Here is a 20,805-nt window from a genome sequence, read left to right as displayed (position 1 = left end):
CTGAGGTGGGCGTGACTCCGCCCACGACCGACACCGACCGCCTCCACCTGGCGCGCGCGCTCGAGCTGGCCGCCCAGGGACGCGGCCGCGTGAGCCCGAACCCGATGGTCGGGGCCGTGATCACACGCGACGGCGAGGTCGTCGCCGAGGGCTGGCACAGCGAGTACGGCGCCCCGCACGCTGAGGTCGAGGCGATCGCCGCCGCCGGCGACGCCGATCTCTCCGGCGCGACGCTCTACGTCTCGCTCGAACCGTGCTGCCACACCGGCAAGCAGCCGCCGTGCACCGACGCGATCCTCGCCGCCGGGATCCGCCGCGTCGTCGTCGCCTCCGACGACCCGACCGAGAAGGCGTCCGGAAGGGGACTGGGGATCCTGCGCGACGAGGGTGTCGACGTCGCCGTCGCCGGCGGCGAGCTGGCCGCCCGCGCGCGGCTGCTGAACCAGCCGTTCCGCAAGCAGGCGCGCACCGGCCGCCCGTGGGTCCTCTTCAAGTCGGCGATGACGCTCGACGGCAAGGTCGCGACGCGCGCCGGCGACTCGAAGTGGATCTCCTCGACGCAGAGCCGCGAGCGCGCCCATCACTGGCGCGCCGAGTGTGACGCCGTCGCGGTCGGGATCGGGACCGCGCTCGCCGACGACCCGCAGCTGACCGCCCGCATCCCCGGCGTCGCGCGGCAGCCGCGCCGCGTCGTGTTCGACTCGCTCGCGCGCGTCCCGCTCGACTCGCAGCTGGTGCAGGCGGCCGCCGACATCCCGCTGACCGTCGTCGTCTCGCGCGCCGCGCCGCGCACCGCGACCGACGCGCTGGAGACGCACGGCGCGGAGGTGATCGTCGCGACCGGCGCGAACGAGCCGGCGCGCGTCGTCTCGGCGCTCGACCAGCTCGGTGCCGTCGGCGTCGCCTCGATCCTGCTGGAGGGCGGTCCGCGGCTCGCGGGCGCGTTCCTCGATGCCGGCGAGATCGACGAGCTGCGGCTGTTCCTCGCGCCGATCGTGCTCGGCGGGCGCACCGCCCGGGACCCGCTCGAAGGCGAGGGCGTCGAGACGATCTCCGAGGCGCTGCGAGCGCTGACCCTGGACTGCGACCGCGTGGGGGAGGACCTGTTGGTCTCCGCGCGCCTGAAGGAGTGGTGACCGACCGATGTTCACGGGACTCGTACAGGGCCTCGGCACCGTCGCCGCGGTGCAGCCGACCGCCGACGGCGTACGGCTGACGGTCGCGACGGAGCTGGGCAGAGAGCTGTCGCCCGGCGACTCGGTCGCGGTCAACGGCGTCTGCCTGACCGCTGTCGACCCGTCGAACGGAACGTTCGCGGCCGACGTCATGAACGAGACGCTGCGGCGCTCGTCGCTCGCGGAGATCGCGCCCGGCGCCGAGGTCAACCTGGAGCTGCCGCTGCGTGCGCACGACCGGCTCGGTGGCCACATCGTGCAGGGCCACGTCGACGGCCTCGGAACGATCGCCGAGCTGACCGACGACGGCTTCGCCCGGATCGTGCGGATCGCCGCCGACCCCGAGCTGCTGCGCTACGTCGTCGAGAAGGGCTCGATCGCGATCGACGGCGTCTCGCTGACGGTGTCCGCAGTCGACGACGAGTCGCTCAGCGTGTCGCTGATCCCGGAGACGCTGGAGCGCACGATCCTCGGGTCGGCTGCGGTCGGCCGTCCCGTCAACCTGGAGGTCGACGTGCTCGCGAAGTACGTCGAGAAGCTCGTGGGGGCCCACCGATGAGTCAGTCCGAGTCCGACGTCAGAGCCGTGTTCGCCACGATCGAAGAGGCGATCGAGGACATCCGCCAGGGCAAGATGGTCGTCGTCTGCGACGACGAGGATCGCGAGAACGAGGGCGACCTCACGATGGCGGCCCAGTTCATCACCCCCGAGGCGATCAACTTCATGGCGAAGGAGGGGCGCGGGCTGATCTGCCTCGCGCTCACCGGCGAGCGCTGCGAGGAGATGGGCCTCGACCTGATGGCGAGCAAGAACGAGTCGTCGTTCGAGACCGCCTTCACCGTCTCGATCGAGGCGCGCGAGGGCGTGACGACCGGCATCTCCGCCGCCGACCGCGCGCACACGATCCAGGTCGCGATCGACCCGAAGGCGAGCCCGCGCGACCTCGTCCAGCCCGGCCACGTCTTCCCGCTGAAGGCGAAGGAAGGCGGCGTGCTGGAGAGGATCGGGCAGACCGAGGCCGGCGTCGACCTCTCCCGTCTCGCGGGCCTGAACCCGTCGAGCGTGATCTGCGAGATCATGAACGACGACGGCACGATGGCCCGCGTCGGGGATCTGATCCCGTACTGCCAGCGCCACGGCCTGAAGATGGTCACCGTGGCCGACCTCGTCGCCTACCGCCGCAAGCACGACAAGCTGGTCGAGCGCGTCGTCGGCACGAGGATGCCGACCGCGTTCGGCGACTTCGAGGTCGTCGGCTACCGCTCGCTGGTCGACGACAAGCACCACGTCGCGATGGTCAAGGGCGACGTCGCCGGCAAGGAGGACGTGCTCGTGCGCGTCCACTCCGAGTGCCTCACGGGCGATGTCTTCCACTCGCTGCGCTGCGACTGCGGCGAGCAGCTCGAGTCGGCGCTCGCGATGATCGAGGAGGAGGGCGAGGGCGTCCTCCTGTACCTCGCGCAGGAGGGGCGCGGGATCGGCCTGCTCAACAAGCTGAAGGCGTACAAGCTGCAGGAGGAGGGGCTCGACACCGTCGAGGCCAACCTCAGACTCGGCCTGCCGGCCGACCTGCGCGACTACGGCATCGGCGCGCAGATCCTCACCGACCTCGGGCTGAGCAGCATCCGCATCCTCACGAACAACCCGAAGAAGATCATCGGGCTGGAGGGGTACGGGCTGTCGGTCAGCGACCAGGTCCCGATCCAGCCGACGCCGAACCCGCACAACGAGGCCTATCTGCGGGCGAAGCGGGATCGCATGGGGCACACGCTCCACCACCAGGGGCTCGCGCTCGACGAGGAGATGATCCACGAGGAGCACGAGCGAGACCACAAGCAGAAGGGGAGCGCAGATGGGCGCTGAGAACCGCCGTTTCGCGCTCGTCGTCGGGCGCTTCTACGCCGACCTCGCCGAGCAGCTGGTCGCCGGCGCGCGGGCGGAGCTGGAGGAGCACGGCGCGAGCGTCGTCGACGTCTACGACGTGCCGGGCGCGTTCGAGCTGCCGCTGGCGGCGAAGTACGCGGCCGAGTCGGGCCGCTACGACGGGATCGTCGCGCTCGGCGCCGTGATCCGCGGCGAGACCGACCACTACGACTACGTCTGCGGCGAGTGCGCCCGCGGCGTCCAGCAGGTGCAGCTCGCGACCGGCATCCCGGTCGGCTTCGGCGTGCTGACCGTCGACACGATGGAGCAGGCGCTCGCGCGCGTCGGCAGCGGCGGCAAGCGCGACAGCGGTCGCCACGCGGCCGAGGCCGTGGTGGCCTCGCTGGAGGTCAAGGAGAAGGTGCGCGGCCAGCGCGCCCCGACCGGCTTCGTCACCTCCTGAGCCTGGATCCACCGATCTGCGCGGCGTCTCGCCGCCGTGGGCACGGCCCACGCTCGATCGCCGGCTCCCAAGGGATTCACCCGTGGTTCGCCGGCGATCGACCGTGGACCACACCCACGACAGCGAGCCATCCACGGATCTCGGTGGACCCAGGCTGAGGCGCGACGCGCCCTTTCGCCCCCCGACTCCCTATACTGCCCGAACCCATGCCCCGTACTTGTCACGTCTGCAATAAGGGTCCCGCCTTCGGCAACAGCCGCTCGCATTCGAGAGTGGCGACGAAGCGCCGGTTCGACCCGAACCTCCAGCGGATCCGCATCAACGATGCCGGTACCGCCCGGCGCGTCTACGTCTGCACGCGCTGCCTGAAGGCCGGCAAGGTCATCAAGGCGTAGGGGCCGGCCAGTCCGGCCTCCTCGCCTCGTGTCCGACCCGAGCCTTCTCCGCTTCCGCGCCGTCGTCGAAGCCGCTCTCGCGCAGCTCGAGTCGCGACGCGACGAGGTCAACGACCTCAACGTCTTTCCCGTCGCCGACGGCGACACCGGCGACAACATGGCGCTCACGTTGCGCGCCGTGCTGCAGGAGATCGACCGCCTCGCGGCGGCCGAGCAGGACCGCACGATCGACGAGATCGGGCGGGACGAGATCGTCGCCTCGGTCGCGCGCGCGGCGCTGCTCGGCGCACGCGGCAACAGCGGCGTCATCCTCTCCCAGCTGATCCGCGGCGCCGCCGAGGAGCTGGCCAGTCGCCCCGGCGAGCTGGTCGACCCCGTGCTGATCGGCGCCGCGATGGCGCGCGCCGCCGAGCAGGCGTACGGCTCGGTGCGCGAGCCGGCCGAAGGCACGATATTGACGGTCGTGCGCGAGATGGCCCACCGGATCGCGACCGAGCTGGCGCACATGCCGGAGACGCGGCTGGACCCAGACGCCGCGCCCGAGCACCAGGACGCGCTGATCGCCGACGTGCTGGAGCGCGCGCTCGACGCCGGCCAGCAGTCGGTCGCGCGCGGACCCGACCTGCTGCCGATCCTGCGCGAGGCCGGCGTCGTCGACGCCGGCGGCTACGGCCTCACGGTCCTGTTCGCGGGCGTCGTCGCGGCGCTGCGCGGCAGCGAGCCGCCGGAGCTGGCCCATCACGAGGCCGCCCGCGTCACGCGCCCGCAGCACGAGTCCTCGACGTACCGCTACTGCACGAACTTCGCCGTCATCGGAAGCGGGCTCGACGCGCGCGCCTTCGTCGGCGCGCTGGAGGCGCTCGGCGACTCGGTGCTCGTCGTCGGCGACGCGAAGACGTTGAAGGTCCACGTCCACACCGACGATCCCGACGCCGCCACGGGCGTCTTCGCCGCGGCCGGCGAGATCTCGCATCTCGACGTCGCTGACATGCACGCGCAGGTCGAGGAGCGCGCGGAGCGGATCGCCTCGGCCTCGGCCTCGGTCGAGACCTCACCCGCCGCCGCGCCGGCCGCGCGCTGCGGCGTGCTGGCGGTCGCCTCCGGCACCGGCATCCAGCGCCTCTACGAAGGGCTCGGCGTCCACGTGCTCGACGGCGGCGCGACGCTGAACCCGTCGACGTACGACCTGCTCGCGGGGATCCACGCGGTCGGCGCCGACGAGGTCGTCGTGCTGCCGAACAGCGCCAATGTCTTCATGGCGGCTGAGAGAGCGGCCGAGCTGTCGGAGAAGCGCGCCGTCGTCGTCCGCTCGCGCTCCCAGCAGGCCGGCCTGGCGGCGGCCGTCGCGCTCGACCCCCAGCGTGACGCGGCCGCCAACGCCGCCGCGATGGACGCCGCGCTGGCGCGCGTCCGGACGGGCGCGATCGCCCCTGCCGCGCGCGACGACGCGAGCGGCCGCTTCCACGCCGGCGAGGCCGTCGGCTTCCTCGGCGACGAGCTGGTCGCGTGGGGCGACCCGGCCGAGACGCTGCGCCAGGTGCTGGCGGGGCTGGCGTCGGGCGCCGAGCTGATCACGTGCCTCAGCGGCGCAGGCGCGCCACTGGCCGACCCGGAGGTCGAGGCGCTCGCGGCGCGCACCGGCGACGGCATAGAGCTGGAGCTCGCCGCCGGCGGCCAGGCCGCCTACTGGTGGCTGCTGTCGGCTGAGTAGCCGCTCGCCGCGCTGCCACCACAGCCGAGCAGTCCCGCGCGCAGCGCTCTCGACAGCCGCGGACGCGTCGCCGTGCAGGCCGCGCGCCGCGCCGAGAAGCGCCGCAGCTCGCGCCAGCCGGCGGCGGGCTCGGCGCGGTCCTCGCGCACGACGATCGCGTATGGCAGCTCGGGGCAGCCGCCGCCAGGCAGCCGCCGCAGCGCGGCCCAGCCGCCGCGGCGCGCGACGAGACCGCGGAAGCAGGTCCAGCGCGGCTGTCTCACGTGCACGGCGATCTCGTGCGTCTCGGCCTCCGACGCCGCCCGCACGGCGCTCGCAGGGCCGCCGGCGGCCGCGTGCCCGGCCAGCGCCAGCAGGATCGCGACGGTCAGCAGGGCGGTGCGCACCGCGCGGAGTATGCCGGCCGACCGCCGTTCCCGCCATAGTTCTCGCTGCCGCCATGCCGTCACCGCCGCCGTTCCAGTTCGCCAGCGCCGAGCGCTTCGACGACGCGCTGCTGCGCGCAGCGCCCGTCCGCCTGCCGCGACCCTCGCGCCTGTCGCAGCCGCTCGACGCACCCGGCCCGAGAGCGGCGAGAGCGCTGGAGACGCTCGGGCTGCACAGCGTCGGCGACCTGCTCGGCCATCTGCCGCGGGCGCGCGGCGAGGCGCGCACGGTCGCGGATCTGGTCGAGGAGGAGACGGCGACGATCGTCGTCGAGGTCCGCTCGATCACTTCCCGGCCGGTGCGCCGGCGCGGGATGCGTCCGCTCGTGGAGGCGCTCGTCGCCGACCAGACCGGCCCGCTCAAGGTCACCTTCTTCAATCAGCCGTGGCTCGTCGAGCGCTACCGGCCCGGCACGCGCGTCATGCTCACCGGCCGGCTCGGCCAGCGCAGCTTCAAGGTCTCCGCGCACGCGCCGACGACGCAGCAGGTCGCGGGCGTCGAGCAGGTCGCGCAGTACCCGGCAAGCGAGGGGATCAGCTCCGTCCAGCTGCTGGCGATGGCGCAGGAGCACCGCGGGGCGATCATGGACACGATCGAGCCGCTGCCGGTCGCGATCCGCCGCGCGGAGGAGCTGCCCGACCGTCACGCCGCGCTCACCGCCGTCCACTTCCCGGCGACGGCGAGAGACCCGGTCGACGGCCGCCGCCGGCTCGCCTACGACGAGCTGCTGCTGCTCCAGCTCGGGCTGCTGCGGCGTCGCGCGCGGCGCGAGCAGGCGACGCGCGCACCCGCGCTCGACGGGGTGCGCGAGCTGACCGCGCGCTGGCTGGAGCACGGACTGCCGTTCGCGCCGACCGGCGACCAGCAGCGCGCGATGGAGCAGGTCGACGCCGACATCGCGCACGAGCGGCCGATGCAGCGGCTGCTGATGGGAGAGGTCGGCTCCGGCAAGACGGTCGTCGCGCTGTTCGCGCTGCTGCGGGCCGTCGAGCAGGGCTGGCAGGGCGCGCTGATGGCGCCGACCGAGACGCTCGCCGAGCAGCACTTCGCGACGATCCAGGCGCTGACCGCCGCCGACACGCTGCAGATCGCGCTGCTGACCGGCTCGACGCCGGCCGCGCGTCGCAGAGACGTGCTCGGCAAGCTCGCCAGCGGCGAGCTTGCGCTCGTCGTCGGCACGCACGCGCTGATCGAGGATCCGGTCCGCTTCGCGCGGCTCGGCGTCGTCGTCGTCGACGAGCAGCACCGCTTCGGCGTGCGCCAGCGCGCCGCGCTCGACGCGAAGGCGCCGGACGGCCTGAACCCGCACGTCCTGCACATGACCGCGACGCCGATCCCGCGCACGCTCGCGCTCGTCGAGCACGGCGACCTCGACCACACCGCGCTGCGGGAGCTGCCGCGCGGCCGACAGCCGATCGAGACGTTCGTCGCAGGCGGCGAGAGAGCGCGCGAGCGGGCGTACGAGCGGATCCGCGAGGAGCTGCGCGAGGGGCGGCAGGCGTTCGTCGTCTGTCCGCTCGTGGGGGAGTCCGAGGCGCTGCAGGCGAAGGCGGCGACCGAGGAGTACGAGCGGCTGCGCAGAACCGAGTTCAAGGACTTCCGCGTCGTCCTGATGCATGGGCAGATGCGGCCGAGAGAGAAGCAGGAGGCGATGGCGGCGTTCGCGGCCGGCGGCGCCGACGTGCTCGTCGCGACGTCCGTGATCGAGGTCGGGATCGACGTCCCGAACGCGACCGTGATGCTGGTCGAGGACGCCGAGCGCTACGGGATCTCCCAGCTGCACCAGCTGCGCGGGCGGATCGGCCGCGGCGAGCACGCGTCGCTGTGCCTGCTGTTCGGGCCGCGGGACTCGGCGCGGCTGAAGGCGCTCGCCGAGCACGGCGACGGCTTCGAGCTGGCGCGGATCGACCTCGAGCTGCGGCGCGAGGGCGACATCGTCGGCGTCCGCCAGCACGGCGACGTCGCCTACCGGATCGCGATCCTGCCCGACGACGAGGACCTGCTGGAGCGGGCGCACGCGCGCGCCGAGGCGCTGCTGGCCGCCGATCCCGAGTTGGAGGCGCCCGAGCACGCGCTGCTGCGCGACGCGCTCGCCGCCGTCTTCGGTCCCGAGGCGATGGCCCCGATCGCCGCCTGATGCGGATCGTCGCAGGGCTCTACGGCGGTCGCCGCCTGCTCGCGCCGAAGGGCGACGCGACGCGTCCGACGAGCGACCGCGTGCGCGAAGCGCTGTTCTCGATCCTCGGCCCGCTCGACGGGCTGCGGGTGCTCGACCTCTTCGCGGGCTCCGGCGCGCTCGGCCTGGAGGCGCTCTCGCGCGGCGCCGCGCACGTCACCTTCGTCGACGACGCGAACGCTGCCGTGCGGGCGATCGAGGCCAATCTCGAAGCGCTCGGCGTGCCGCGCGAGCGGGTCGCGGTGCAGCGCCGCGACGCGCGTGCAGTCGTCCGTGCAGCACGGGCGGCGCGCCACGAATACGATCTCGTGCTTCTCGACCCTCCATACCGCCTCGCGCCTGAGCTGGGACGCGAGCTCTCGCCGGCGCTCGCGGAGCTGATCGCCGCGGACGGCAGGATCGTGTGCGAGAGCGATCGTCGCGCTCCACTCGGGCTGGAGTTGCCCCTGACCGACGAACGCCGTTACGGCGACACACTCATTCGTATCCATGAACCTGAATAACCGCATGGCCGTCTGCCCGGGGTCCTACGACCCGGTCACCAACGGCCACCTGGACGTCATAGGCCGCGCTGCGGCGATCTTCGACGAGGTCGTCGTCGGTGTCGTGAACCTGCCGATCCGCAAGGGCAAGACGCTCTTCACGGCGGAGGAGCGGATCGGTTTCATCGAGCGCGCGACCGAGCATCTCGGGAACGTGCGCGCCGAGGCGTTCAGCAACCTGTTGGTCGACTTCGCCCAGGATCTGGGCGCCAAGTCGATCGTCAAGGGACTGCGCGCGATCTCGGACTTCGAGTACGAGCTGGAGATGCATCAGCTCAACCGCCGGCAGGCCCCAGATGTCGAGTCCGTGTATCTGATGGCCTCGCCGCAGTACAGTTTCCTCAGTTCCAGCGGCGTCAAAGAGCTCGCGACGTTCGGCGGGAACATTCAAGATCTCGTCCCCGACTATGTGGCAGCGCGCTTGAAGGAAGAACTGAGCCGTTGACGAAACAGAGGTTCCGATGGATGTCCTGGTCCTGATCGACAAGCTGGACGACCTTGTCCACAACGCGAAGCCGGTCCCGCTGACCGACCAGGTCCGCGTGGACAAGGAGGAGATCTACGACCTTCTCGACCAGATGCGTGCGACGATCCCGGAAGAGATCAAGCAGGCGCGCTGGATCGTCAAGGAGCGTCAGGAGATGCTCGCCGAGGCCAAGCGCGAGGCCGAGCGAATCCTGAGAGAAGCGCGTGAGCGCCAAGATCGCCTGATCTCCGACGAGGAGGTCACGAAGCAGGCCGAGCGCGGCGCCGAGGACATCATCGAGGACGCACGCGCCCGCGAGCGCGAGATCCGCCTCGGCGCGGAGGACTACGCCGACGAGATCCTCAACACGCTCGAGGTCAACCTGTCGAAGTTCATCGCGGCCGTCCAGCGCGGTCGCGAGCGCCTGCAGGGCAAGGACGAGCCGGCCGAAGTCGGCTGATCGGCTGGCGCCGATCAGCTTGCAAGTTCGGCTGGCGCCGAACTTGCGGGCCCGCTGCAACGGCGCGCCCATTCCGTCCGCTCAGCGCGCAACGCTGAGTGGTCATGTCCTCTGCCGTCTGGCTCCTGATCGGCCTCGCGCTCGGCGCGCTCGCCGTCGTGCTCGCGCTGCGTGGTCGCCACTCGACGGAGCGGCGCGCGCAGACCGTCGACGCGATGGTCGACCCGATCCACCAGTCGCTGCGCCGGGTCGACGAGCAGCTGGCTGCGCTCGACCGCGACCGCGCCCACCAGCGCGGCGCGCTGGAGCAGCAGATCAAGCAGCTGGTCGAGTCGCAGGAGCGGCTGCGCGGGGAGACGGGCGCGCTCGTCGCCGCGCTGCGCCAGCCGCACACGCGCGGGCGCTGGGGCGAGCTGCAGCTCAGACGCGTCGTCGAGCTGGCGGGGATGCTCGACCACTGCGACTTCACCGAGCAGGCGTCCGTTCAGGGCGAGCACGGCGTGCTGCGGCCGGACCTGGTCGTCAACCTGCCGGGCGGCAAGCACGTCGTCGTCGACGCGAAGGCGCCGTTGCACGCGTTCCTCAACGCCTACGAGGCACAGGACGAGACGACGCGCACGCGCGAGCTGGCGCAGCATGCGCGGCTGCTGCGCGAGCACGTCCGCGCACTGTCGGCGAAGGCGTACTGGGCGCAGTTCCCGACCGCGCCGGACTTCGTCTTCCTGTTCCTGCCGGGCGAGCACTTCTACACCGCGGCGCTGGAGGCGGACCCGTCGCTGCTGGAGGACGGCGTCCGCGACGGCGTCCTGATCGCGACGCCGACGACGCTGATCGCGCTGCTGCGCGCGGTCGCCTACGGCTGGCAGCAGGAGACGGTCGCCGAGAGCGCGCGCCAGGTCGCGGAGCTGGGACGGGAGCTGCACCACCGCCTCGGCACGTTCGGCGCGCACCTCGACCGCGTCGGCACGCGGCTGCGCAGCGCGGTCGGTGCCTACAACGAGGCGGTCGGCTCGTTCGACAGCCGCGTGCTGCCGAGCGCCCGTCAGTTCTCCAGACACGGCGTCGTCGGCCGCGAACGCGAGCTGCCGGCGGTCGCCCCGGTCGACCTGACCGCGCGCGAGCTGCACGCGCCCGAGCTGCGGGAGGACGACACGCCGCGCGTCCACGACCTGCGGCTGGAGGAGGCGCGCGATGCGTGAGCGGAGAGGCCGCGAGCGGAGAGGACGCGGTCGCAGACGCGCCGACGCGTGGCAGGAGACCGCCGACCCGGTCCCGCTCGCCGACGCCGCGGTCGCCGACGAGCTCGCGCGCGAGGCCGCGGGACCGTTCGGCTACAAGCGGCCGGCGCGGGAGCTGCTCGCCCGCTTCGGCGGCGAGGGCGACGACGCGCGCCGCCGTGCGACCGCCGCGCTCCAGCTGTCCGGCGTCGTCGCCGACCCACCACTCGCGGAGGCCGCCCCGCACCAGTTCGTCCAGCTGCGCCGCGCGACTGCCGCGCCGGGCGTCGCGCCCGCCCCTCCGGCCGCTGCCGCTCCCGCGCGCGCCGACGCGTTCCCGACCGCCGACGCTCCCGTGCCTCCGGCCGCCGGCTCTCGCGCCGCCGCCGCGCCCCCGGCCGCCGGCGCACCTGAGGCCGAAGCCGCTCCGCCCGCTCAGCCCGCCGCTGCTCGCCCCCTCGCACGGATCGCCGGCCTCCTGCGCGCCGGCTACAGCATCCGGCGCAGACCGGCCGCCGGCCCGGCACCCGACGTGCCGAGGAACAGACGGATCGCCGCCGGCGCGCTCGGCCTCGGCGCGCTCGCGCTGCTGATGGTCGTCGTGGTGCTGCTGCGCAGCCTCGCGGGCGACGGCGACGAGACCGTCGACGCGCTCCCCGCCGGCACCACCGCCACGCAGACGACGGCACCCGCCAGCACGGCCACCGCTCCCGCTCCGTCTCGCACGACCTCCGCGGCGCCGCGCACGCACACGACCACCGCGCCGCCGGCCCGCACGAGCCGCACGACCGCCGCTCCCGCCCGCACGCCGACGCCGACGCCGCCCGCGCCCGCTGGCACCGCCACCACCGCCACGCGGGCCGTCACCGATGCCACGCCGAAGCCGCGGCGCAGACCCGCGACGGTCCGCCTGCGGATCGTCCCGACGGAGCCGTCGTACGTCTGCGTCGCCGACGCCGACAGCGGTAGAACGCTCGTCAACGAAGTGCTGGAGGCGCCGTACGTCGTCCGGCGCCCGAAGCTGATCCTCCGCGTCGGCGTCGGGACGGCGAGAATCGACGCGAACGGGCGGCCGATCCGCGTGCCCGTCGCGCCCGGCGCGTTCGAGCTGACGCCGGCGGCGACGAGACCGCTGCCGGGCGACCGGCTCGTCTGCGGCGGCTGAGCCGGCAGCCGGGCGCCGGCAGCGCCGCCACGCCACACCGCCGCAATCCCCGACCGTTAGGGTTCGGCGCCGGATGACCCGACTCGGCAGCGTGCTCTCGGACGCCGGCGGCATCCACGCCGCACGCGACCGCGTGGCGCAGATCCGCGCCGAGCTGCTCGACGCGTTCGCCGAGGGCGCGCACGAGCTGACGTTGCCGCGATCGGGCTATGCGCCCGGCGCGCCCGTCCCGGTCGCGATCGCCCCGGCCGGCGACCGCCTGCTCGCGGTCGCACCGGTCGCGCCGGCGCTGCGTGCCGATCCCGACGCGGTGGTCGAGCGCGCCTGGGTGCTCGTCGCGGCGCTCGTCGGGACGCTCGTCGAGGGCTCGGAGGCGATGGCGCCCGGCGGGGGCGAGGACCTTTCGCTCAGCGTCGGCAGCTGGGAGGGACAGCTCGCGCTCGCCTTCCCGCTGTCGCTAGGCGATGCGCCCGACCACGCCGAGTACGCCGCCGAGCTGTTCGCCGACCACATGGAGCACGTCGACCGCCTGCGCGCCGCTGCGTACGCCGTGCCCGAGGCGGTGCTCGCCGACGTCGAGGACCTGCGCCCGCCGATCGGGGAGCTGCACCCGCTGCGGATCGCGGAGGCGGTCGCGCGCTTCGGCGGCCATCCGGCCGACGCGGCGTCTGTCGGCGAGCACGACGAGGCGGTCATCAACGTGCTCGACCCGACGTCCGACGTCGCGCGCCCGCACGACGACAGAGACCGCGGTCGCCGCGTCGCGCGGCGGATCCTGCAGCGGTTGATGGGGATGGGGAAGTGGGGCGGCTACCACACCGAGATCAGTCACCTCGCGCGCGGCTTCGCCGGCCATGACCGCGCGCTCGCGCTCGCGATCGGCGAGCGCCTGCTCGACGCCGGCCTGCTGCTGGAGAAACCGAGCGTCGGGCAGCGCCATGTCTTCCTCAACCCGCGTCGCGCGGCGGAGATCCACGCGCTCGTCGAACGCGGCGAGACGCCCCGCGGACTCGAGCTTCCGTGACGAAGGTGACGGGAGCGTCACAAACTGACACGCGCTCGTCGTGGTTCGTGGTTGGATACGCATCGTGTTGAGACAGATCACGCATCAGGCGTTCGTCGCCAAGACCCTCGTCGGTTCCGGGCTGATCGGCCCGACGCGACCGGACCGCCTCGCCAAGGTCGGCCTCGCGCTCAAGCGCTGGGGCACCACGTCGGCCGGGGCGTTCGCGGTCACCGCCGCAAGAAAGCCCGACCAGCCGGCGATCATCGACGAGCTGGGCACGCTCAGCTACGGCGAGCTGCACCGCCGCGCCAACGCGCTCGCGTCGTCCTTCGCGAACGAGGGGATACGTCCCGGCGACGCGATCGCGGTGATGTGCCGCAACCACCGCGGCTTCGTCGACGTCACCGTCGCGACCTCCCGACTCGGCGCGAACATCATCTACCTCAACACGGCGTTCGCGGGCCCGCAGCTGGCCGAGGTGATCGAGCGCGAGAGAGCCGCCGCGATCGTCTACGACGAGGAGTTCGCCAACATCGTCGAGCCGGTCCGCGCCGGCCGCAAGAGCTATGTCGCATGGCACGACGGCGAGAGCGCCAACGGCGACCGCCTGATCGAGGACCTGATCGCCGAGGGCGACGCCGCCGGCGTGCCGCCGGCCGCCGAGCCCGGCCGCGTGATCATCCTCACCTCCGGCACGACCGGTGCGCCGAAGGGCGCCCGCCGCAGCGCCGCAGGCCTCGGCGCCGCCGCCGCGCTGCTGTCGAAGATGCCGTTGAAGGCGCGCGAGACGACGATGATCGCCGCGCCGATCTTCCACACGTGGGGGCTCGCGCACTTCACGCTCGGCGTCCCGCTCGCCTCGACGATCGTCCTGAGGCGGCGCTTCGACCCGGAGGGCACGCTGCGCGCGATCGCCCGCCACAGAGCGAGCGGGCTCGTCGTCGTGCCGGTGATGCTCCAGCGGATGCTGGAGCTGCCCGACGACGTCTTCGCCAAGTACGACACCTCGTCGCTGCGCGTCATAGCCGCGAGCGGATCGGCGTTGCCCGGCCCGCTCTCGACGCGCGTGATGGACCGCTTCGGCGACGTGCTCTACAACACCTACGGCTCGACCGAGGTCGCGTGGGCGACGATCGCGACGCCCGCCGACATGCGCGCTGCGCCCGGGACGGCCGGCCGCCCGCCGGTCGGCACGCGCGTGCGGCTGCTCGACGAGGACGGCCGCGAAGTCCCCGCCGGCCAGACCGGGCGGATCTTCGTCGGCAACGAGCTGCCGTTCGAGGGCTACACCGGCGGCGGCAACAAGGAGATCATCGACGGCCTGATGTCCTCCGGCGACGTCGGTCACTTCGACAGCGGCGGCCGGCTGTTCGTCGACGGCCGCGACGACGACATGATCATAAGCGGGGGCGAGAACGTCTTTCCCTCCGAGGTCGAGGACCTGCTCGCCGGCCACGGGGCCGTGCGCGAGGTCGCCGTGATCGGCATCGCCGACGAGGAGTGGGGGCAGCGGCTGAAGGCCGTCGTCGTGCTCAACCCCGAGGCCGCGTCCACAGAGGACGAGCTGAAGGCGTACGTGAGAGCGAACCTCGCGGGCTTCAAGGTGCCGCGCGAGGTCGTCTTCGTCGAGGAGCTGCCGCGCAACGCGACCGGCAAGGTCCTCAAGCGCGAGCTGCGCTGAGCGCCGCCCGCACTCACGCTAATCTCGACGGCATGTCCCAACGTGCCGAAAGCTTCGATCTCGGACCGCTCCGCCTCAACTCGGGGGAGGGGCGGACGATCGACCTCGAGGTCGCCGTCGACCGCTACGACCTCAGCGGTCAGACCTACGAGGTCGAGCCCGCCGTCGTGCCGGTGAGGCTCGATGTCTCGAAGACGACGGCGAACGGCTACGCGCTGCGGCTGCGCTTCGAGACGGCACTCTCGGGCCCGTGCATGCGCTGCCTGGAGCCGTCCGCGACGTCTTTCGCCGTGGACGCGCGCGAGGTCGAACAGCCGGGGGCCGAGGACGAGGAGCTGATCAGCCCCTACGTCACCGACGAGGTGATCGACCTGACCGGCTGGACGCGCGACTCGCTGTCGCTCGCGCTGCCCGCCCAGCTGCTCTGCCGCACCGACTGCGCCGGTCTCTGCGCGGTCTGCGGCGAGAACCTCAACAGCTCGCCCGACCACGCGCACGAGCCGGAGCCCGACCCGCGCTGGGCGAAGCTGCGCGAGCTGGAGCTGTAGCGAGGAGATTCCGGGGTCAGCGCCAGCTGACCCCGTTCCCTGGTACATTCCACCGCTCTATGGCCGTCCCGAAGCAGAAGCAATCTCACGCGCGCACGAACAAGCGCCGCTCACAGCACAAGATCTCGGCGCCGTCGATTCAGGCGTGCCCCCAGTGCCACAGCCCGCGGCGGCCGCATCGCGTCTGCCCGACCTGTGGAACGTACGCCGGTCGTGACGTGATCGTCGCGAACGCCGGCGACGACGCCGCCTGAGCACGGCAGAGCGACCCGTGCCGCCGATCACGGTCGCCGTGGACGCGAACGGTGCCGACCTCGGGCCATCCGAGGTCGCGGCCGGCGCTGCCCTGGCGGCCGAGCGCGGCACGCGTGTGCTGCTGTTCGGTCCCGCTGACGAGATCGGTCCGACGCCCGACGGCGTCGAGGTCGTCGACGCCCCGCGCTCGATCGCGAAGGCGCCGGACCCGGCGCTCGCCGTCCGCGGCACGCCCGACGCGTCGATCGTGCTCGCGACCAAGGCTGTCGCCGAAGGCCGCGCTGACGCGCTCGTCTCCGGCGGCTCGACCGGCGCCGCGCTGGCCGCCGGCCTCTTCAACATCCGCCGCGCGCGCGGCATCTACCGGCCGGCGCTCGCGCTGCCGATGCCGGTCCCCGGCGCGCCCGTGCTGCTGCTCGACGTCGGTGCGAGCCCCGAGGTCCGTCCCGAGCACCTCGTCCAGTTCGCCTTCATGGGCGCCGCCTTCGCGCAGTCGGTGATGGGCGTCGCTGCTCCGCGCGTCGCGCTGCTGTCCAACGGCGAGGAGCCGGGCAAGGGCACGCCGGACGTGATCGCCGCGCACGCGCGCCTCGTCGAGACCGGCGGCCGCATCAACTTCATCGGCAACGTCGAGGGCACGCAGGTGACCGAGGGCGTCGCCGACGTCGTCGTGATGGACGGCTTCACAGGCAACGTCACGCTGAAGCTGATCGAGGGCGTCTCCAGCAAGCTGATGCGCTCGATCAGAGAGACCGCGATGCAGACGCCGCGCGGCCGCCTCGGCGGGCTGCTGTTGCGCCGCCCGCTGAAGTCGCTGCGCGAGACGCTCGACCCCGAGCTGGCCGGCGGCGCGTACATGCTCGGCCTGCGCCGCACCGGCGTCGTCGCCCACGGTCGTTTCACGCGCACCGGCTTCGCGCGCGCGATCGAGGTCGCCGAGCGCGGCGTGAGGGAGGACGTCGTCGGTCGCACGCTCGCCGCGCTCGACGCGGCCGGTGCCTTGCGGCAGGCACCGTCGTCCGACGCGGCGGCTAGCGTCCAGACTCCATGACCCGCGAGGAAGTTCTCACCCTGATCCGCACCCACCTCGCCGACGAGCTCGCGATCGAGCCCGGCGGCATCACGGTGGAGACGCGCTTTCGCGAGGATCTCGAGGCCGACTCGCTCGACCTCTACACGCTCGTGCAGGAGCTGGAGGACACCTACGGCGTCCAGATGTCCGACGAGCAGGCGGCGAGAATCCTCACGGTCGGCCAGGCGGTCGACTTCGTGCTCGCCTCGGGGGTCGCAGACCGCGAGCCCAGGACCTGACCGCTGCGCCGGCTCGCCGATCTGCTCGACCGACTCCCGGACGATCTCGCCCGACAGGTCTTCACGCACTCGTCGTGGACCGACCGCCGCGCTGACTCGTACGAGCGCCTCGCCTTCCTCGGCGACAGCGTCCTGGGGCTCGCCGTGACGACACATCTCTACCCGCGCCTGGAGGCCGACCGCTACGGCGCCGGCCGCCTCACGAAGATCCGCGCGCAGGCGGTCTCCGGCCGCTCCTGCATGGAGGTCGCGGAGCGGCTCGGCGTGCCCGAGCGGCTGCGTGCCGCCGCGCCGCAGGGCGTCGGCCAGAACGCCGACGCGCTCGTGCGCACGGAGCGCGTGCTGGCGTCGGTGATCGAGGCCGTGATCGGCGCCGTCTACCTCGACAACGGCTACGAGACGACGGCTGAGGCGGTCGTCGAGGCGTTCGAGCCGGAGATCGAGACGGCGCTGGAGCATCCGGTCGACTTCAAGTCGGCGCTGCAGGAGCGTCTCGCCAGGCGCGGCGACGTCGTCGCCTACTCGGTCGCCTCCGAGGAGGGGCCGCCGCACGATCGCGTCTTCGAGGTCGTCGCGGAGGTCGCCGGGAACCAGGTCGGCAGCGGCCGCGGGCGCAGCAAGAAGGACGCCGAGCAAGAGGCGGCCAGGACGGCCTTGGAAGCGATGGGAGCATAGGTCGGTGCACCTCAAGTCGCTCACGCTGAAGGGCTTCAAGTCGTTTCCGGACCGCACCAAGCTCGCGTTCGGCTCCGGCGTCAGCGTGGTCGTCGGCCCCAACGGCTCCGGCAAGTCCAACGTCACCGACGCCGTCCTGTGGGCGATGGGGGAGCAGTCGCCGCTCGCGATCCGCGGGCAGTCGATGCAGGACGTGATCTTCGGCGGCGGCCACGGCCGCAAGGCGAGTCAGAGCGCCGAGGTCGAGCTGGTGCTCGACAACTCCGACAAGACGCTCGAGATGGACTTCGCGGAGGTCTCGATCCTCCGCCGGCTCGACCGCTCAGGCGACGGCGAGTACCGCCTCAACGGCGCCCGCTGCCGTCTCGCCGACGTGCTCGAGGTGCTCTCCGACACCGGCCTCGGCAAGGAGTCGCACTCGGTCATCTCGCAGGGCCGCGTCGAGCAGATCGTGACGTCGAAGCCGAAGGACCGCCGGCTGCTGATCGAGGAGGCGGCCGGGCTCGGCAAGCACCGCAAGCGGCGCCGCCGCGCGCAGCTGAAGCTCGCGCGCACACAGGACAACCTCGATCGTGCGCTCGACGTCGAGCGCGAAGCGCGCTCGCGGCTGAGGCCGCTCAAGCGCCAGGCGGAGGCGGCCGAGCTGCACGAGCGGATCGAGCGCCAGTCGCTGGAGGCGCGCTGGGAGCTGGGGCGCGACGCTGCCCGCGCGACCCGCCTGGAGCTGGCGCAGGCCGAGGAGGCGGTGAGAGGCGCCCGCGCCCGCCGCGACGAGGCCGAGCAGGCGCTGAGCGGCGTCGCCAAGCGCCGCGAGGAGGCCGAGCAGGCGCTGCAGGCGCGCAGCGAGCAGCGCGAGGAGCTGTCCGGCCGCGCCTACCGCGCGCGGGCCGCGAACGAGCGCGTCTGCCTGCGGTTGGAGTCGGTCCGCGCGACCGCGACGTCGCTGAACGAGCGGATCGTCCGCCACGACGCCGAGCTGACCGCGCTGCGCGAGCAGGCCGCGGCGGACGTCGTCGATCCGGAGGCGGCGAGACGCGTTGCGGCGCTCCAGCAGGAGCTGGAGGCGTTGGAGCGCGACCGCAGAACGGAGCTGGAGCGAGAGCTGGCGGAGCTCGAGGCGAGACGGTCCGCCGCCGCCGGCGAGGTCGAGCGGCTGCGCGCGGTCGTGGCGGAGCGCAGAGCCGCGCTCGCCGTCGCGGAGGAGAGAGCGGACGTCGCGCGCACTGCCCGCCGAGAGGCGGAGAAGGTCGTCGAGGCGGCGCGCCGCGAGGCCGCGCGCGTCGGCGGCGAGCTGGCGTCGGCGAACCAGTTCCTGCGCTCGCAGGCCGGCGCACCCGGTGGTGCGCCCGCACTGGCGGACAGGCTGGAGGTCGACGGCGGCTACGAGCTGGCGCTCGCGGCCGCGCTCGACGGCCGCCTCCGTGCGGCCGTCGTCGGCGACCGTCCCGAGGGGATCGCGCTGCTCGCGAGAGCCGGCCGCGACGGCGGCAGCGTGCTCGTCTCACGCGCCGGCGAGGCGGCGCCGGACGACGGCGCCTCCGACGCTCCCTGTGCCGGCGCCGAGCGGCTGCTCGACCACGTCCGCGGACCGGCCGAGACGCTCGCGCTCGCGCGGCCGCTGCTCGCCGACACGTGGGTCGTGGAGGACGTCGCCGCCGTCGGCGAGGAGTTCCGCGGGACCGCCGTGACCGCCGACGGCCGCGTCTGGAACGGCGCGCTGCGGGTCCTGCGCCAGGTCCCGGGCGGCGGCGAGGAGCGGATCCTCGCCGAGCGCAACCGCCGCGACGCGCTGATCGCCGAGAGCGAGGCCGCCGCGCGCGCCGAGCATGAGGCGCGGCAGGCGGTCGAGGCCGCCGGATCCGGCATCGGCGCCGTCGACGACCTGCGTGAGGCGGCCGAGCGCGCGCTGCGCGAGGTCGTCCGCGCGACCGACGAGGCGGTCGAGTCCGAGCATCGCGCGCGGCTGCTGATCGAGCAGCGGCGCAAGGCCGAGGACGCCGGCCCCGGCGCGATCCGCCGTGCGCAGATCGAGGCCGAGCTGGCGGCCGAGCGGCGCCTCGCCGAGCGCGCGGAGCGCGAGCGGGCGGAGCGCAGCGGCCGGATCGCGGTCGCCGAGGCCCGCGTCGCCGGCGAGCAGGCGCTCGTCCCGCAGGCGGAGCGGCTGGTCGCGACGTTCGCTGAGCTGGCGAGCGCGATCGCCGGGCGCGTCGAGGTCTTCGACGCCGAGCTGGCCGCGCACCGCGCCGCCGGCGAGCACGTCGCGGTCGAGCTGCGCTCGTGCGCGCGCGAGGAGGCGGAGCTGCAGGGCCGGCTCAAGCGCGACGGCGAGGCGGTCACGGGCGCCGAGGTGCGCGCGCAGCAGGCGCGCGACCGCTCGCACGAGGCGGAGGCAGAGCTGCGCGGCCTGGCTGAGCGGCTCGGCCTGGAGCCCGAGCCGGCGAGCGAGGCGCTGCCCGACGAGGAGCGCGCCGCGTTGGCGCAGCGGATCGAGCGGCTGGCGAGACGGCGCGACCAGCTCGGGCCGGTCAACCCGCTCGCGAAGGACGAGTACGAGGAGGCGCTCGCCCACGTCGAGGAGCTGGAGCGCCAGCGCAACGACCTCGAGTCGGCGCTGCGCGAGCTCAGCACGCTGATCAGAGACACCGACCGCCAGATCCGCGAGACGTTCGAGGAGACGTTCGAGGCCGCGGCGAGAAACTTCGAGGAGCTGGCGGGCAAGGTCTTCCCCGGCGGGCGCGGGAGACTGCGGCTCGTGCGTGAGGACTCCGGGCCGCGGCCGGTGATCGGCGGCCAGAGCGCGGACGCGGGCGAGGCCGAGGCGGCCGCGGACGCGGAGGCGGCCGAGGCGGAGGCCGACGCCGAGGAGCGCGACGACGAGGACCTGCACGGCGTCGAGATCGAGATCACGCCGGCCGGCAAGTCGATGAAGCGCCTGACGCTGCTGTCCGGCGGCGAGAAGTCGATGACCGCGCTCGCGTTCCTGTTCTCCGTCTTCCTCGCGAAGCCGTGCCCGTTCTACATCCTCGACGAGGTCGAGGCGGCGCTCGACGATCTCAACATCGACCGCTTCCTGAGCCTGCTGAGGGCGTACTCCGAGCGCGCGCAGTTCATCGTCGTGACGCACCAGAAGCGCACGATGGAGGCGGCCGACTGCCTCTACGGCGTCTCGATGGGCGGCGACGGCATATCGAAGGTCATCTCGCGCAGGCTGCCGCCGGCGCAGGCCGCTGAGGCGGAAACGGCCGCGTAGCCGGTCCTCCCAGCGCCCGC

The 20,805-nt window shown here is 73.3% G+C and carries 21 protein-coding genes; 20 read left to right on the top strand and 1 reads right to left on the bottom strand.

Annotated elements, in window-relative coordinates; translation table 11 throughout:
• Positions 1-11 precede the first annotated feature (11 nt).
• The 6 genes from ribD (at position 12) to CWOE_RS18535 (ending at position 5,607) form a co-directional block, all read left to right on the top strand.
• Positions 12-1,136 carry a bifunctional diaminohydroxyphosphoribosylaminopyrimidine deaminase/5-amino-6-(5-phosphoribosylamino)uracil reductase RibD gene (gene ribD / locus CWOE_RS18560; RefSeq protein WP_012935176.1) on the top strand — a complete coding sequence of 375 codons (1,125 nt, stop codon included), beginning with the start codon at positions 12-14 and terminating at the stop codon, positions 1,134-1,136.
• A gap of 7 nt (positions 1,137-1,143) precedes the next feature.
• On the top strand, positions 1,144-1,734 hold the full coding sequence (locus CWOE_RS18555) for a riboflavin synthase (protein WP_012935175.1): 591 nt from the start codon (positions 1,144-1,146) through the stop codon (positions 1,732-1,734).
• Positions 1,731-3,038: a bifunctional 3,4-dihydroxy-2-butanone-4-phosphate synthase/GTP cyclohydrolase II gene (locus CWOE_RS18550; protein ID WP_012935174.1), complete on the top strand. Its 1,308-nt coding sequence runs from the start codon at positions 1,731-1,733 to the stop codon at positions 3,036-3,038. Before CWOE_RS18555 ends, CWOE_RS18550 begins: the two co-directional genes overlap by 4 nt.
• Positions 3,028-3,501, top strand: coding sequence for a 6,7-dimethyl-8-ribityllumazine synthase (gene ribH / locus CWOE_RS18545; RefSeq protein WP_012935173.1), 474 nt, complete (start codon positions 3,028-3,030; stop codon positions 3,499-3,501). Before CWOE_RS18550 ends, ribH begins: the two co-directional genes overlap by 11 nt.
• A gap of 206 nt (positions 3,502-3,707) precedes the next feature.
• Positions 3,708-3,896 carry a 50S ribosomal protein L28 gene (gene rpmB / locus CWOE_RS18540; RefSeq protein WP_012935172.1) on the top strand — a complete coding sequence of 63 codons (189 nt, stop codon included), beginning with the start codon at positions 3,708-3,710 and terminating at the stop codon, positions 3,894-3,896.
• Between the two features lie 28 nt (positions 3,897-3,924).
• Entirely contained in the window at positions 3,925-5,607 is a 1,683-nt protein-coding gene (locus CWOE_RS18535) for a DAK2 domain-containing protein (RefSeq protein WP_012935171.1), read from the top strand.
• Here the strand turns inward: CWOE_RS18535 and CWOE_RS18530 are convergent.
• The gene (locus CWOE_RS18530) at positions 5,580-5,993 is read right to left on the bottom strand and encodes a hypothetical protein (protein WP_012935170.1); all 414 of its coding nucleotides are present in this window, start codon (positions 5,991-5,993) and stop codon (positions 5,580-5,582) included. The two genes, CWOE_RS18535 and CWOE_RS18530, sit on opposite strands and share 28 nt — an antisense overlap.
• A gap of 53 nt (positions 5,994-6,046) precedes the next feature.
• Here CWOE_RS18530 and recG point away from each other — a divergent pair, with 53 nt between their 5' ends.
• The 14 genes from recG (at position 6,047) to CWOE_RS31025 (ending at position 20,785) form a co-directional block, all read left to right on the top strand.
• Complete coding sequence (gene recG, locus CWOE_RS18525) at positions 6,047-8,170, top strand: ATP-dependent DNA helicase RecG (RefSeq protein WP_012935169.1); 2,124 nt, start codon at positions 6,047-6,049, stop codon at positions 8,168-8,170.
• On the top strand, positions 8,170-8,712 hold the full coding sequence (gene rsmD, locus CWOE_RS18520; RefSeq protein WP_012935168.1) for a 16S rRNA (guanine(966)-N(2))-methyltransferase RsmD: 543 nt from the start codon (positions 8,170-8,172) through the stop codon (positions 8,710-8,712). The genes recG and rsmD overlap by 1 nt, the downstream gene beginning before the upstream one ends.
• Complete coding sequence (gene coaD / locus CWOE_RS18515; protein ID WP_012935167.1) at positions 8,699-9,196, top strand: pantetheine-phosphate adenylyltransferase; 498 nt, start codon at positions 8,699-8,701, stop codon at positions 9,194-9,196. The genes rsmD and coaD overlap by 14 nt, the downstream gene beginning before the upstream one ends.
• Before the next feature lie 16 nt (positions 9,197-9,212).
• Positions 9,213-9,677, top strand: a complete 465-nt coding sequence (locus CWOE_RS18510) for an ATPase (RefSeq protein WP_012935166.1) — start codon at positions 9,213-9,215, stop codon at positions 9,675-9,677.
• Between the two features lie 104 nt (positions 9,678-9,781).
• Complete coding sequence (locus CWOE_RS18505; RefSeq protein WP_012935165.1) at positions 9,782-10,876, top strand: DNA recombination protein RmuC; 1,095 nt, start codon at positions 9,782-9,784, stop codon at positions 10,874-10,876.
• On the top strand, positions 10,869-12,059 hold the full coding sequence (locus tag CWOE_RS18500) for a hypothetical protein (protein ID WP_012935164.1): 1,191 nt from the start codon (positions 10,869-10,871) through the stop codon (positions 12,057-12,059). Before CWOE_RS18505 ends, CWOE_RS18500 begins: the two co-directional genes overlap by 8 nt.
• 73 nt (positions 12,060-12,132) lie before the next feature.
• Positions 12,133-13,083, top strand: a complete 951-nt coding sequence (locus CWOE_RS18495) for a hypothetical protein (protein WP_012935163.1) — start codon at positions 12,133-12,135, stop codon at positions 13,081-13,083.
• Between the two features lie 64 nt (positions 13,084-13,147).
• Complete coding sequence (locus CWOE_RS18490; protein ID WP_012935162.1) at positions 13,148-14,746, top strand: acyl-CoA synthetase; 1,599 nt, start codon at positions 13,148-13,150, stop codon at positions 14,744-14,746.
• A 32-nt stretch (positions 14,747-14,778) separates the two neighbouring features.
• Complete coding sequence (locus CWOE_RS18485) at positions 14,779-15,294, top strand: YceD family protein (protein WP_012935161.1); 516 nt, start codon at positions 14,779-14,781, stop codon at positions 15,292-15,294.
• A 59-nt stretch (positions 15,295-15,353) separates the two neighbouring features.
• Positions 15,354-15,548, top strand: coding sequence for a 50S ribosomal protein L32 (gene rpmF / locus CWOE_RS18480; protein ID WP_012935160.1), 195 nt, complete (start codon positions 15,354-15,356; stop codon positions 15,546-15,548).
• 17 nt (positions 15,549-15,565) lie between these two features.
• Positions 15,566-16,600 (top strand): phosphate acyltransferase PlsX, encoded by a 1,035-nt coding sequence (gene plsX, locus CWOE_RS18475; protein ID WP_012935159.1) that lies wholly within the window; start codon positions 15,566-15,568, stop codon positions 16,598-16,600.
• Complete coding sequence (gene acpP, locus CWOE_RS18470; RefSeq protein ID WP_012935158.1) at positions 16,597-16,860, top strand: acyl carrier protein; 264 nt, start codon at positions 16,597-16,599, stop codon at positions 16,858-16,860. Before plsX ends, acpP begins: the two co-directional genes overlap by 4 nt.
• A gap of 3 nt (positions 16,861-16,863) precedes the next feature.
• Positions 16,864-17,535: a ribonuclease III gene (gene rnc, locus CWOE_RS18465; protein WP_012935157.1), complete on the top strand. Its 672-nt coding sequence runs from the start codon at positions 16,864-16,866 to the stop codon at positions 17,533-17,535.
• A 4-nt stretch (positions 17,536-17,539) separates the two neighbouring features.
• Positions 17,540-20,785, top strand: coding sequence for a chromosome segregation SMC family protein (locus CWOE_RS31025; RefSeq protein ID WP_012935156.1), 3,246 nt, complete (start codon positions 17,540-17,542; stop codon positions 20,783-20,785).
• Positions 20,786-20,805: the final 20 nt, after the last annotated feature.

Source organism: Conexibacter woesei DSM 14684 (assembly GCF_000025265.1).
GTDB classification, from domain to species: Bacteria; Actinomycetota; Thermoleophilia; order Solirubrobacterales; family Solirubrobacteraceae; genus Conexibacter; species Conexibacter woesei.
The sequence above is the reverse complement of the archived record's forward strand: the minus strand, read 5'-3'. Positions and strand labels throughout refer to the sequence as shown.